Consider the following 12,784-nt stretch of genomic DNA (forward strand, 5'->3'; position numbering starts at 1 on the left):
ATTTTCCAAACAGGGATTCTGCCCATGATCGCCAGCGCCCGGCACACCGCTTCCTACTACGCCGCCAGCAGCGTGCCGCAACCCGATTACCCGGCGTTGACAGGCGAAGTGACTGCCGACGTGTGTGTTATCGGTGGGGGGTTTTCCGGGCTTAACACCGCCCTGGAACTGGCCGAGCGCGGCTTGCGCGTGGTGTTGCTAGAAGCGCGCAAGATCGCCTGGGGCGCCAGCGGACGTAATGGCGGGCAACTGATTCGCGGCGTCGGCCACGGCCTGGACCAGTTCACCAACGTGATCGGCGCCGATGGCGTGCGCGAGATGAAGTTGATGGGCTTGGAGGCTGTGGAGATCGTGCGCGAGCGTGTCGAGCGCTACCAGATCCCCTGCGACCTGACGTGGGGCTACTGCGACCTCGCCAACAGGCCTCGTGACCTGCACGGCCTGGCCGAAGACGCCGAAGAACTGCGCAGCCTGGGCTATCGCCATGAAGTGCGCCTGCTGCAAGCCGCCGAGATGGGCAGTGTGATCGGTTCCGACCGCTATGTGGGCGGCATGATCGACATGGGTTCAGGCCACCTGCACCCGCTGAACCTGGCGCTCGGCGAAGCGGCCGCCGCACAGGGGTTGGGCGTGCAGTTGTTTGAGCAGTCCGAAGTGACGCGCATCGACTACGGCCCCGAGGTCAAGGTGTATACCGCCAACGGCCATGTGCGTGCCAAGACTCTGGTGCTGGCCTGCAACGCCTACCTCAACGGCCTCAACCCGCACCTGAGCGGCAAAGTGCTGCCCGCCGGAAGCTACATCATCGCCACCGAACCTTTGAGCGAAGCTCAGGCCGCCAGCCTGTTGCCGCAAAACATGGCGGTGTGCGACCAACGAGTGACGGTGGACTACTTCCGCCTGTCCGCCGACCGTCGCCTGCTGTTCGGGGGGGCGTGCCACTACTCCGGTCGTGATCCCCAGGACATCAGCGCCTACATGCGGCCGAAAATGCTACAGGTGTTCCCACAGTTGGCCGACGCAAAAATCGACTATCAGTGGGGCGGCATGATCGGCATCGGCGCCAATCGCTTGCCGCAGATCGGCCGGTTGGCGGATCAACCCAACGTGTATTACGCCCAGGCCTACGCGGGCCATGGCCTAAACGCCACGCACCTGGCAGGCAAGCTGCTGGCCGAAGCCATCAGCGGCCAACAGCAAGGGCGTTTCGATCTGTTCGCAAAGGTGCCGCACATCACCTTCCCCGGCGGCAAGCACCTGCGCTCGCCGCTGCTGGCGCTGGGGATGCTCTGGCACCGCCTCAAAGAGCTGGTGTGATCAACTGCGCCAGAAAGGCTTCAAGCCTTCCTGGCGTGCCTGTTCGACAGTAAGCCCGATATCTTGCAATTGCTCGCAGGTCAGCGTCAGCAGGGCCTTGCGGGTATGGCGACGATGCCAGAACAGGCTCCAGCGGTTACCCGTCAGCGCAGACAGTGCCCGCTGCTGCCCCGCTTCCAATTCCTGACTGTGTAACGCCAGCCTCACATCGCTCATGCCGTTCATTTTGTTGCCCCTCAGTGGCGTGTTGCCTTGAGTGACAAGAATGGGCGATCGGCAAAAACCATTACAGATTCAACCCACCTTTATTAAATCCATACAGACACTGCCTCTGAGCGGCTGAATCCTGTATTTTCCCCCTATCTGTACTGGTCCATTGGGAGCGACCGTCATGACCCTCTATGTCAACCTCGCCGAATTGCTGGGCACTCGTATCGAACAGGGCTTCTATCGCCCCGGTGATCGATTGCCATCTGTACGGGCCTTAAGCGTGGAACACGGGGTCAGCCTGAGCACCGTGCAACAGGCTTATCGCGTGCTGGAAGACAACGGTCTGGCGATGCCCAAGCCCAAGTCCGGCTACTTTGTACCCGTCGGCCGCGAGCTGCCGGCATTGCCGGAGGTGGGCCGGCCAGCGCAGCGGCCGGTGGAAATCTCCCAGTGGGACCAAGTGCTGGAACTGATTCGCGCCGTGCCACGCAAAGACGTCATACAGATGGGCCGCGGCATGCCGGATGTATTGTCGCCCACCCTGAAGCCCTTGTTGCGCAGCCTCGCCCGCGTAAGCCGGCGTCAGGATCTGCCCGGGCTGTACTACGACAACATCCTCGGCTGTATGGAATTACGTGAGCAAATCGCACGGCTGTCATTGGATTCCGGCTGCCAACTGACCGCTGAAGACATCGTAATCACCACTGGCTGCCATGAGGCGCTGTCCGCCAGCATCCACGCTATCTGTGATCCTGGCGATATCGTCGCGGTGGACTCGCCGAGCTTTCACGGCGCCATGCAGACCCTCAAGGGGCTGGGCATGAAAGCCTTGGAGATTCCCACCGACCCCATCACCGGCATCAGCCTTGAAGCACTGGAACTAGCCTTGGAGCAGTGGCCGATCAAGGTCATCCAGTTGACCCCCAACTGCAATAACCCCTTGGGCTACATCATGCCGGAGGCACGCAAACGCGCACTGCTGACCCTGACCCAACGCTTTGACGTGGCAATCATCGAAGACGACGTCTATGGCGAATTGGCCTACAGCTACCCGCGCCCGCGCACTATCAAATCCTTCGACGAAGACGGCCGAGTGCTGCTCTGCAGCTCCTTCTCGAAAACCCTCGCGCCGGGCCTGCGTATTGGCTGGGTAGCACCGGGGCGCTACCTTGAGCGGGTACTGCACATGAAATACATCAGCACCGGCTCCACCGCGACCCAACCGCAGATCGCGATTGCCGAATTTCTCAAAGGCGGGCATTTCGAACCGCATTTGCGACGAATGCGCACTCAATACCAGCGTAATCGCGACTTGATGCTCGATTGGGTCAGCCGCTATTTCCCGGCGGGCACCCGCGCCAGCCGTCCCCAAGGCAGCTTCATGCTCTGGGTGGAATTGCCGGAAGGCTTCGATACCCTCAAGCTCAACCGGGTGCTGGTGGAACAGGGTGTGCAGATTGCGGTAGGGAGTATCTTTTCTGCGTCGGGCAAGTACCGCAACTGCCTGCGCATGAACTACGGTGCTAAACCAACCCCGCAGATTGAAGAAGCGGTACGCAAGGTCGGTGCCGCCGCGATAAAGATGTTGGCCGAGTCGACCGACTGACCTTTCGCGGGAAATTGCCGTCATATGCCGACAACTGCCCTGATCTGGAAGCGCCTCCCTTGATGATTCGACGGCTTTTACCGCTTTTCCTGCTGGGAGCACTGAGCCTGGGTGGCTGCGCCACGGTGAGCACTGAGCGCATCCCCAGCGACGCACTGCCGGCTGCACAGTCGTCGTTCGGCCGCTCGATCCAGGCCCAGGCCGCGCCTTACCAAGGGCGCTCCGGTTTCCGCCTGCTGCCCAACAGCAGCGAAGCCTTCATGGCCCGCGCCGAGCTGATCCGTAACGCCCAGACCAGCCTCGATCTGCAGTACTACATCGTCCACGACGGCATCAGTACGCGCATGCTGGTAGATGAACTGCTCAAAGCCGCCGACCGTGGCGTGCGCGTGCGCATCCTGCTGGACGACACCACCAGCGACGGCCTCGACCAAATCATCGCCACCCTCGCCGCCCACCCCAAGATCGAAATTCGCCTGTTCAACCCCCTGCACCTGGGGCGCAGCACGGGTGTGACGCGGGCCATGGGTCGCCTGTTCGACCTGTCGCTGCAACACCGGCGCATGCACAACAAGTTGTGGCTGGCGGACAACAGCGTGGCCATTGTCGGCGGGCGAAATCTGGGGGATGAGTATTTCGACGCCGAGCCCAATCTGAACTTCACCGATATCGACATGCTCAGCGTCGGGCCGGTGGCCGAGCAGCTCGGGCACAGTTTCGATCAGTACTGGAACAGCGCCCTGAGCAAACCCATCGACGACTTCGTCTCAAACAGCCCCTCCAAAGGCGACCTGGCCGTCGCGCGCGTGCGCCTGGAGGCGTCGTTGGCCGAGTCGCGCCAGCAGAATCACGCGCTGTACAACCGCCTGCGCGCCTACCAGACCCAACCGCGCATGGACATCTGGCGTCGCGAGTTGATCTGGGCCTGGAATCAGGCGTTGTGGGACGCGCCGAGCAAGGTCCTGTCCAAGGCCGACCCAGACCCACGCCTGCTGCTGACCACCCAGCTGGCGCCGGAGCTGGAGGGTGTCAACCAAGAGCTGATAATGATCTCGGCGTACTTCGTACCGGGGCAGCCAGGACTGGTGTACCTAACGGGGCGCGCCGACGCGGGTGTGTCCGTGAGCCTGCTGACCAACTCCCTTGAAGCCACCGACGTGCCGGCGGTGCACGGTGGCTATGCGCCGTATCGCAAGGCGCTGCTGGAGCACGGAGTCAAACTCTATGAACTGCGCCGCCAACCGGGCGACGGGGGTGGCAGCGGCCCGCACTTGTTTCGCCGGGGCACCTTCCGAGGCTCGGATTCCAGCCTGCACAGCAAGGCAATGATCTTTGATCGGACGAAATCGTTTATCGGCTCGTTCAACTTCGACCCACGCTCTGTGCTGTGGAACACCGAAGTCGGTGTCCTGGTGGACAGCCCCGAACTGGCGGAACACGTGCGCAAACTGGCGCTGCAAGGCATGGCGCCCGCCTTGAGTTATGAGGCGAAACTGCAGGACGGCAACGTGGTGTGGGTGACCGAAGATAACGGTCAACTGCACACCCTGACACGCGAACCTGGCAGTTGGTGGCGGCGCTTCAATGCCTGGTTTGCCACTTCGGTCGGCCTGGAACGCATGCTCTAAGCACAATGAAGATCCAATGCGGGAGAGGGCTTGCCCCCCCTCCCACATTTGATCGCCTTTCAAATCAGGCTGGCTGTGCGGTACCGAATGCGCCCTGGCGCAGCAACAGCACCACCAACCCCAACGCCCCGGCTGCCATTAACAGCGGCAGCGCATGCCCGTTGATCCACTGGCTGCCCGCACCGGCCACCAGCGGGCCGACCAGGCACCCGATGCCCCACAACTGAGCGATATGGGCATTGGCGCGCACCAGCGCATCGTCACGATAGCGCTCGCCAATCAGGATCAACGAGAGGGTAAACAACCCGCCAGCACTGGCGCCGAACACTACCCATATCGGCCAGATCAACAGCGTGTGCAACGTCAACGGAATCGCCAGGCTGGACGCCAGTAACAGCACCGCGCAACTCAGAAACAGCGTACGTCGAGGCAGGTAGTCGGCCAGCGCACCGATGGGCAATTGCAGCAGCGCATCGCCGACCACCACCGTGCTGACCATCGCCAAGGCGATCTCGGCAGTAAAACCCTGTTGCAGGCAATACACCGGCAGCAGCGTCAGGATCATTGCCTCGAACGCGGCGAACAGCGCCACCGCCCAGGCGATCGCCGGCAGGCTCTTACAGAAGCGCCACAGGTCAGCGAAGGTCACGCTGAACGAGTCAGCGGTGGGCGCACCTGAGCGTCCCAGCAGCAACAGCGGCGCCACCAGCAACAGGCCAACGCCGACCCAGAAGCCGTAGTCATGGTCGGTGCCAATCAGGCCCAGCAGCAGTGGGCCCGAGAGCTGGCTCAGGGCATAACTGCAGCCATATAACGCCACCAGGCGGCCGCGCCACTGCTCCACCACCAGTTGGTTGATCCAGCTTTCGCCGAGGATAAACACAATGGTCAGAATCACCCCGATCATCAGCCGCAGCACCAGCCATACGGGGTAACTGGGCAGAATCGCCAGCAAACCGATGGACACAGCCCCGGCCCACAGGCACAGGCGCATCAGGTTGGCAGTGCCGAGCCAGGAGGCCAGCCGACTGGAGACCTTGGCACCGAGCAATACGCCGAAGGCCGGCATGGCGGCCATCACGCCAATGGCGAAACTGCCGTAACCCCAGCCTTCCAGGCGCAGGGACACCAGCGGCATGCTCACCCCCAGGGCCAGACCGACACTGAGTACCGAGGCCAACACGGCGAAATAGGTCGCCCAACGCATTGCCACACTCCTGTGGATAATTCTTGAGGACACACAAAGCAGTGTGGGAGGGGGATTGCCCCCGATCGCGGTGAATCATTGGGCACTTTTAGTGCCTGACACACGGCTATCGGGGGGCAACCCCCCTCCCACATTTGGCCTGCGGTGTTGCTTAGAGCTTGATCCAGGTCGACTTCAGCTCGGTGTATTTGTCGAACGCGTGCAGCGACTTGTCGCGACCATTACCCGACTGCTTGAAGCCACCGAACGGCGCGGTCATATCACCGCCGTCGTATTGGTTGACCCACACGCTGCCGGCGCGCAGGGCCTTGGCGGTCAGGTGCGCTTTGGAAATATCAGCAGTCCACACGGCTGCGGCCAGACCATACACCGTGTCGTTGGCGATCTTGATAGCCTCTTCGGCGCTGTCGAACGTAATTACCGACAGGACTGGGCCGAAGATCTCTTCCTGGGCGATCTTCATGGCGTTGGTCACACCATCGAAAATCGTTGGCTCCACGTAGGTACCGCCGGTTTCCTCCAGGATGCGCTTACCACCGGCCACCAGTTTGGCGCCATCGGTGTGACCCGCTTCGATGTAAGACAGCACGGTGTTCATCTGCTGGGTATCCACCACCGCGCCGACGGTAGTCGCCGGGTCCAGCGGGTTGCCAGGTTTCCAGGCCTTGAGGGCCTCGATAACCAGCGGCAGAAATGTATCTTTGATCGAGCGCTCAACCAGCAAGCGCGAACCCGCGGTGCAGACTTCGCCCTGGTTGAAGGCAATGGCGCTGGCGGCGGAGTTGGCGGCAGCTTGCAGGTCCGGTGCATCGGCGAACACGATATTAGGGCTCTTGCCGCCAGCTTCCAGCCATACGCGCTTCATGTTCGACTCGCCGGAGCGGATCAACAGTTGCTTGGCGATCTTGGTCGAACCGGTGAATACCAGCGTGTCGACGTCCATGTGCAGCGCCAGGGCATTTCCGACGGTGTGGCCGTAGCCCGGCAGCACGTTGAAAACGCCTTTCGGAATACCGGCCTCAACAGCCAGGGCCGCGATGCGGATGGCCGTCAGGGGAGATTTTTCGGAAGGCTTGAGGATCACCGAGTTACCGGTGGACAGCGCCGGGCCGAGTTTCCAGCACGCCATCATCAGCGGAAAGTTCCACGGCACAATGGCGCCAACCACGCCGACCGGCTCGCGGGTCACCAGGCCCAGTTGATCGTGCGGCGTGGCGGCGACTTCGTCATAGATCTTGTCGATGGCCTCGCCGCTCCAGCTCAGGGCATTCGCCGCGCCGGGTACGTCAATGTTCAGGGAATCGCTGATTGGCTTGCCCATGTCCAGGGTTTCAAGCAGTGCCAGCTCTTCGGCATTGGCCTTGAGCAGCGCAGCGAAACGGATCATGGTGGCTTTGCGTTTGGCCGGCGCAAGGCGCGACCAGACACCGGAATTGAAGGTGGCGCGGGCATTTTCCACTGCGCTCTGGGCGTCGGCGGCGTCACAGCTGGCGACAGTGGCCAACAGACGGCCATCGACCGGGCTGATGCATTCGAAGGTGTCGCCGGAAGCAGCGTCGGTGTACTCGCCATTGATGTAGGCGCGGCCTTCGATCTTCAGATCCTTGGCGCGTTGTTCCCAATCGGCACGGGTCAGGGTGGTCATGCGAGTGTCCTCCTCTTATTGAATACAAGGGCCAGGCGATGTCCCCCGGCAGCCTCAAAGAATGCTTGCCCGCCAACCAGCTGTTCGGCTCAAAGGCAGCTGCCACCCTAAACCAGCGGCTGGGGATGTTTCAATATATTTGACATAACGCGGGTAAACGCCCTTGCGATGTTCATTTTAATAAACATAGACTTTGGGCACTTCAACCCCAGGCCAGACGGGACACGCACATGAGCATCCAGGACATCGTCGACTTCAGCCAAGCCACCACCGCCCCCGACCGCTATCGCCCTGCCGCCGAAAAAATCCTCAAGGGCGATCCCGAACAAACGGTCTACAACCACTACAACAGCCCATGCGGCCAGATGAGCGCCGGGGTCTGGGAAGGTGATGTCGGGCAGTGGACGGTCAGCTACACCGAGCATGAGTACTGCGAAATCGTGCAGGGTGTGTCCGTGCTGCGCGACGCCGAGGGAAATGCCAAGACCTTGCGCGCCGGCGACCGCTTTGTGATTCCTGCTGGCTTCAGCGGCACCTGGGAAGTACTGGAACCATGCCGCAAGATCTACGTGGTGTTTGAACAGAAGACCTGATCAACCAAATTCCACGCAAAAAAAAGCCCGACTCGTGAGAGACGGGCTTTTTTTCACAAGGAAGAAAATCAATTACTTGATTTTGCCTTCTTTGTAGATCACGTGCTTGCGAACGCGCGGGTCGAACATTTTCTTTTCGAGCTTGTCCGGGGTAGTACGCTTGTTCTTGTCGGTAGTGTAGAAGTGACCAGTACCGGCGCTAGAGATCATTCGAATCAATTCACGCATGATAGAGCTCCTTAGATCTTGCCAGCGGCACGGATTTCGGCCAGCACGACAGTGATGCCACGCTTGTCGATGATACGCATGCCTTTAGCAGATACACGCAGGCGAACAAAACGTTTCTCTTCTTCAACCCAGAAGCGGTGATGCTGCAGGTTCGGCAGGAAACGACGACGGGTTTTGTTATTTGCGTGGGAAATGTTATTCCCAGTCACCGGACCCTTACCGGTAACTTGACAGACTCTCGACATGCCTCAGCCCTCTAAAACCACATGCCCAACCCGGCATGGGTTGGCCGCTTAATCTCTCAGTCATTTGGCGCCAGGCGCCGCGTTTCTTTAGGGTCTTACCGGCTACACCTACAAGCGAAGGAACCGGGCCCCTAGAAAAGAGCGCTGCTTTATACCAGAAAGACCTTGGTGCAACAACAGCGAGTGTGTTTTTACCGGAGTAAATCTCGACCATTGCCGCCTGAACCGTTGCCAGGAGGGGCCGATACAACAGCCGACCGCTCGTCGCACAGAATGATTTTCAGCGCCCGCACGCACCGTAAAGTGCACGGCGAAACAATCTGAGGCGCCATCAAAACAGCATTTGAGCCAAAAGCACAGGCAAAAATGGGCTAGTCATTTATCAATCAGAGCACTACGGTAGGACTTTTCCAGACTGCACTCGCAGATGGGCCTTCGATCTGCAAAGGAAACCGAATATGCGCCTCGCTGCCCTACCGCTGTTGCTTGCCCCTCTCTTTATCGCGCCGCTGGCCTCTGCCGCCACCAACCTGAGCGTGTGCACCGAGGCCAGCCCTGAAGGGTTTGATGTGGTGCAATACAACTCGCTGACCACCACCAACGCCTCCGCCGACGTACTGATGAACCGCCTGGTGGACTTCGATGCCGCCAGCGGCAAGCTGGTGCCAAGTCTGGCGGACAGCTGGGAAGTGTCGCCGGACGGCCTGACCTACACCTTCAAGCTGCACCCGGATGTGAAGTTCCACCGCACCGAGTATTTCACCCCAAGCCGCAGCCTGACCGCCGAAGACGTGCGCTTCAGCTTCGAACGCATGCTCGACCCGGCCAACCCGTGGCACAAGATCGCCCAAAGCGGCTTCCCTCACGCCCAGTCTCTGCAACTGCCAACACTGGTCAAGAAGATCGATGCCCTCGACCCGCTGACGGTGCGCTTCACTCTGGATCATGCCGACTCCACCTTCCTCGCAGCCCTGAGCATGGGCTTCGCCTCGATTTACCCGGCCGAATACGCCGACAAGTTGCTCAAGGCCGGCACGCCGGAGAAACTCAACAGCCAACCGATTGGTACCGGCCCGTTCATTTTCAGCCGTTTCCAGAAAGACGCTGTGGTTCGTTACAAAGCCAACCCGGACTACTTCGGCGGCAAACCGGCTGTGGATAACTTGATCTTCGCCATCACGCCGGATGCCAACGTGCGCCTGCAGAAGCTGCACCGCGATGAGTGCCAGATCGCCCTGTCGCCCAAGCCCCTGGATGTAGGCGAGGCAGAGAAAGACCCAGCCCTCAAGGTGGAAAAGACCGCTGCATTCATGACTGCATTCGTGGCGATCAACAGCCAGCACCCTCCCCTGGATAAACCCGAAGTACGTCAAGCGATCAATCTGGCCTTCGATAAGGCCAGCTACCTCAAAGCCGTATTTGAAGGCACCGCCGAAGCCGCCAACGGCCCTTATCCGCCCAACACCTGGAGCTACGCCAAGGACTTGCCGGGTTATCCACAGGACCTCGCCAAGGCCAAGGCCCTGCTGAATCGCGCAGGGCTCAAGGACGGCTTCAAGACCACCATCTGGACACGTCCCACTGGCAGCCTGCTGAACCCTAACCCAAACCTCGGCGCGCAATTGCTGCAAGCCGACCTGGCCAAAGTCGGCATCCAGGCCGAGATCCGAGTGATCGAATGGGGCGAACTGATTCGCCGCGCCAAAGCCGGCGAGCATGACCTGCTGTTCATGGGCTGGGCCGGCGACAACGGTGACCCGGATAACTTCCTGACCCCGCAGTTTTCCTGCGCAGCAGTGAAGTCAGGCACCAACTTCGCTCGCTACTGCGACCCGGCGCTGGACAAACTGATCAGTGCTGGCAAAACCACCAGCGAGCAAGGGGTGCGCAGCAAGCTGTATCAACAGGCCCAGGCGCAAATCCAGCAGCAGGCGCTGTGGCTGCCACTGGCGCATCCGACGGCGTTCGCCCTCGCGCGCAAGAGTGTCGACGGCTATCAAGTAAGTCCGTTCGGGCGCCAGGATTTCTCGAAGGTCAGCGTCAAGCCCTGAACCGTAACCCCACCTGAAAGGGTGGGGTTACATCCATCCGTATTCCGCCATCGATAACGGATCACCATCTCCCACGATGATGTGATCCAGCACCCGCACGTCCACCATCTCCAGCGCTTTTTGCAGGACTTTGGTCAATTTTCGATCAGCGGCACTCGGCTCCACGCTTCCCGAAGGATGGTTATGACAAAGGATCAACGCCGCCGCGTTGTAAGCCAACGCGCGCTTGACCACTTGCCGGGGGTACACCACAGCGGCGTCGATGGTGCCCTCGGATAACGCCTCGAAGCCCAACACCCGATGCTTTGAATCGAGAAACAGGCAGCCAAAGATCTCGTGGGGCTCATGACGCAACAGCGCCTTGAGGTATCCCCGCACGACTTCCGGACTTTCCAGTGCCGATTCATTGCGCAACTGTTCGGCCATATGCCGCCGGGACATCTCTAGTACCGCCTGCAACTGGGCAAACTTCGCCGGCCCCAAGCCCAGTTGCTGATTGAACAGCGCCTGGCTTGCTTCCAGCAGCGGGCGTAAGCCGCCAAATTGCGCCAGCAGATGGCGCGCCAGGTCCACCGCGCTCCGACCTGCGACACCGGTGCGTAGGAAGATTGCCAGCAGTTCAGCATCCGACAGACTCGCCGCGCCCCACGCCAAAAGCTTCTCCCTGGGCCGCTCTGCCGCCGGCCAATCACGAATACTCATCCCACCTCCCTGTACATGTGCGCCGCTGTTGCGGGGCAGACGCTGTGTTATCGTAGGCCCTCTTTTTTGCGTGCGATTTCACCTGGGGAGGGGGGATCGCACGCACCACTGAACTGGCTTCACTGAACTGGAAAGGCAAACCAATGCAGCGTCTGTATCGGAAACGCATCGTTCTCGGCGTCGGCGGCGGCATTGCCGCCTACAAGAGCGCAGAGTTGGTTCGCAGGCTCCTGGACCAAGGTGCCGAAGTGCGCGTGGTCATGACCCGTGGCGGGAGCGAGTTCATCACACCCCTGACCATGCAGGCCCTGTCCGGCCACCCGGTTCATCTGGACCTGCTGGACCCGGCGGCCGAAGCCGCCATGGGCCACATCGAACTGGCCAAATGGGCCGACCTGGTGCTGATCGCCCCGGCCACTGCCGACCTGATCGCACGCCTGGCCCAAGGTATCGCCGATGACCTGCTGACTACCTTGGTACTGGCCACCGACGCCACCGTTGCCATTGCCCCCGCGATGAACCAGGCCATGTGGCGCGATCCGGCCACTCAGGCCAATACCCAACTCCTGCAAAGCCGTGGCCTCAAGGTGTTCGGCCCGGCATCGGGCAGCCAGGCATGTGGCGACGTGGGCATGGGCCGCATGCTCGAAGCCACCGACCTGGCCCTGTGTGCCGCCGAGTGCTTCCAGCACTTGGCCCTGACCGGCAAGCATGTGTTGATCACCGCCGGCCCGACCCAGGAAAACATCGACCCGGTGCGTTACATCACCAACCATAGCTCAGGAAAAATGGGCTTTGCGCTGGCAGAAGCCGCGGTCGAGGCAGGCGCCCGCGTCACGCTGATCACCGGACCGGTACATCTACCGACCCCTGATCGCGTCACGCGAATCGATGTAGTCAGCGCCCGAGACATGCTCGCGGCCTGCGAAGCGGCTATTCCCTGCGACCTTTTTATCGCCTCGGCAGCGGTTGCGGACTACCGCCCGGAAGTCGTCGCCCCGCAAAAGCTCAAGAAAGACCCTACAAGCGGCGACGGCCTGCTCCTGCAAATGGTGCGCAACCCGGACATCCTGGCCACCATCGCCACACGTCCTGACCGCCCGTTCAGCGTCGGCTTCGCCGCCGAGACCGAGCATCTGCTGGACTACGCCGCACGCAAATTGAAAGACAAAAACCTCGACCTGATCGTTGCCAATGATGTCGCCAACCCGAGCATCGGCTTCAACAGCGAGGAAAACGCCTGCAGCGTGATTGACCGCGACCTGCACGCGACCCTTTTCGCCCAGACCAGCAAGGGCAAGATTGCCCGCCAACTGATCTCTTTTATCGCCCAACGGCTGAACCAGGTTTAA

General features: G+C 60.9%; 12 protein-coding genes. 6 read left to right on the forward strand and 6 right to left on the reverse strand.

Annotated features, from left to right (window positions below; all coding sequences use genetic code 11):
* Window positions 1-24 precede the first annotated feature (24 nt).
* The gene (locus AOA61_RS11090; protein ID WP_095185202.1) at window positions 25-1,317 is read left to right on the forward strand and encodes an FAD-binding oxidoreductase; all 1,293 of its coding nucleotides are present in this window, start codon (window positions 25-27) and stop codon (window positions 1,315-1,317) included.
* Here AOA61_RS11090 and AOA61_RS11095 read toward each other — a convergent pair whose 3' ends face one another.
* Window positions 1,318-1,542, reverse strand: a complete 225-nt coding sequence (locus tag AOA61_RS11095) for a DUF1127 domain-containing protein (protein ID WP_099601753.1) — start codon at window positions 1,540-1,542, stop codon at window positions 1,318-1,320.
* Between the two features lie 166 nt (window positions 1,543-1,708).
* Between AOA61_RS11095 and AOA61_RS11100 the strand changes: the two genes are divergently transcribed.
* The gene (locus AOA61_RS11100; protein ID WP_099601754.1) at window positions 1,709-3,133 is read left to right on the forward strand and encodes a PLP-dependent aminotransferase family protein; all 1,425 of its coding nucleotides are present in this window, start codon (window positions 1,709-1,711) and stop codon (window positions 3,131-3,133) included.
* Between the two features lie 62 nt (window positions 3,134-3,195).
* The gene (locus AOA61_RS11105) at window positions 3,196-4,761 is read left to right on the forward strand and encodes a phospholipase D family protein (RefSeq protein ID WP_095185204.1); all 1,566 of its coding nucleotides are present in this window, start codon (window positions 3,196-3,198) and stop codon (window positions 4,759-4,761) included.
* 64 nt (window positions 4,762-4,825) lie between these two features.
* Here AOA61_RS11105 and AOA61_RS11110 read toward each other — a convergent pair whose 3' ends face one another.
* Together AOA61_RS11110 and AOA61_RS11115 are read right to left on the reverse strand one after the other, a co-directional pair.
* On the reverse strand, window positions 4,826-5,968 hold the full coding sequence (locus AOA61_RS11110; protein WP_095185205.1) for an MFS transporter: 1,143 nt from the start codon (window positions 5,966-5,968) through the stop codon (window positions 4,826-4,828).
* A gap of 151 nt (window positions 5,969-6,119) precedes the next feature.
* Window positions 6,120-7,613: an aldehyde dehydrogenase gene (locus AOA61_RS11115; RefSeq protein ID WP_032884395.1), complete on the reverse strand. Its 1,494-nt coding sequence runs from the start codon at window positions 7,611-7,613 to the stop codon at window positions 6,120-6,122.
* A gap of 230 nt (window positions 7,614-7,843) precedes the next feature.
* On the opposite strand from AOA61_RS11115, the gene AOA61_RS11120 reads away from it, so the two are divergent.
* The gene (locus tag AOA61_RS11120) at window positions 7,844-8,206 is read left to right on the forward strand and encodes a cupin domain-containing protein (RefSeq protein ID WP_032884397.1); all 363 of its coding nucleotides are present in this window, start codon (window positions 7,844-7,846) and stop codon (window positions 8,204-8,206) included.
* A 72-nt stretch (window positions 8,207-8,278) separates the two neighbouring features.
* On the opposite strand, the gene rpmG is transcribed toward AOA61_RS11120, so the two are convergent.
* Both rpmG and rpmB read right to left on the reverse strand, forming a co-directional pair.
* Window positions 8,279-8,434, reverse strand: a complete 156-nt coding sequence (gene rpmG, locus AOA61_RS11125; RefSeq protein ID WP_003176906.1) for a 50S ribosomal protein L33 — start codon at window positions 8,432-8,434, stop codon at window positions 8,279-8,281.
* Window positions 8,435-8,445: 11 nt separating this feature from the next.
* Complete coding sequence (gene rpmB / locus AOA61_RS11130; RefSeq protein ID WP_003176907.1) at window positions 8,446-8,679, reverse strand: 50S ribosomal protein L28; 234 nt, start codon at window positions 8,677-8,679, stop codon at window positions 8,446-8,448.
* Between the two features lie 458 nt (window positions 8,680-9,137).
* On the opposite strand from rpmB, the gene AOA61_RS11135 reads away from it, so the two are divergent.
* Window positions 9,138-10,730, forward strand: coding sequence for an ABC transporter substrate-binding protein (locus tag AOA61_RS11135; RefSeq protein WP_032884399.1), 1,593 nt, complete (start codon window positions 9,138-9,140; stop codon window positions 10,728-10,730).
* Window positions 10,731-10,757: 27 nt separating this feature from the next.
* Here AOA61_RS11135 and radC read toward each other — a convergent pair whose 3' ends face one another.
* Window positions 10,758-11,432 (reverse strand): DNA repair protein RadC, encoded by a 675-nt coding sequence (radC, locus tag AOA61_RS11140; protein WP_032884400.1) that lies wholly within the window; start codon window positions 11,430-11,432, stop codon window positions 10,758-10,760.
* Window positions 11,433-11,575: 143 nt separating this feature from the next.
* Here radC and coaBC point away from each other — a divergent pair, with 143 nt between their 5' ends.
* Window positions 11,576-12,784 (forward strand): bifunctional phosphopantothenoylcysteine decarboxylase/phosphopantothenate--cysteine ligase CoaBC, encoded by a 1,209-nt coding sequence (gene coaBC / locus AOA61_RS11145; protein WP_016970585.1) that lies wholly within the window; start codon window positions 11,576-11,578, stop codon window positions 12,782-12,784.

The sequence above is a fragment of the Pseudomonas sp. 2995-1 genome, from assembly GCF_002742505.1.
Classification (GTDB): domain Bacteria; phylum Pseudomonadota; class Gammaproteobacteria; order Pseudomonadales; family Pseudomonadaceae; genus Aquipseudomonas; species Aquipseudomonas sivasensis.

Bases quoted from the DNA above. Each gene is read 5' to 3' on its own strand.
- AOA61_RS11090 (WP_095185202.1), top strand. From the start codon at position 25: ATGATCGCCAGCGCCCGGCACACCGCTTCCTACTACGCCGCCAGCAGC.
- AOA61_RS11095 (WP_099601753.1), bottom strand. From the start codon at position 1,542: ATGAACGGCATGAGCGATGTGAGGCTGGCGTTACACAGTCAGGAATTG.
- AOA61_RS11100 (WP_099601754.1), top strand. From the start codon at position 1,709: ATGACCCTCTATGTCAACCTCGCCGAATTGCTGGGCACTCGTATCGAA.
- AOA61_RS11105 (WP_095185204.1), top strand. From the start codon at position 3,196: ATGATTCGACGGCTTTTACCGCTTTTCCTGCTGGGAGCACTGAGCCTG.
- AOA61_RS11110 (WP_095185205.1), bottom strand. From the start codon at position 5,968: ATGCGTTGGGCGACCTATTTCGCCGTGTTGGCCTCGGTACTCAGTGTC.
- AOA61_RS11115 (WP_032884395.1), bottom strand. From the start codon at position 7,613: ATGACCACCCTGACCCGTGCCGATTGGGAACAACGCGCCAAGGATCTG.
- AOA61_RS11120 (WP_032884397.1), top strand. From the start codon at position 7,844: ATGAGCATCCAGGACATCGTCGACTTCAGCCAAGCCACCACCGCCCCC.
- rpmG (WP_003176906.1), bottom strand. From the start codon at position 8,434: ATGCGTGAATTGATTCGAATGATCTCTAGCGCCGGTACTGGTCACTTC.
- rpmB (WP_003176907.1), bottom strand. From the start codon at position 8,679: ATGTCGAGAGTCTGTCAAGTTACCGGTAAGGGTCCGGTGACTGGGAAT.
- AOA61_RS11135 (WP_032884399.1), top strand. From the start codon at position 9,138: ATGCGCCTCGCTGCCCTACCGCTGTTGCTTGCCCCTCTCTTTATCGCG.
- radC (WP_032884400.1), bottom strand. From the start codon at position 11,432: ATGAGTATTCGTGATTGGCCGGCGGCAGAGCGGCCCAGGGAGAAGCTT.
- coaBC (WP_016970585.1), top strand. From the start codon at position 11,576: ATGCAGCGTCTGTATCGGAAACGCATCGTTCTCGGCGTCGGCGGCGGC.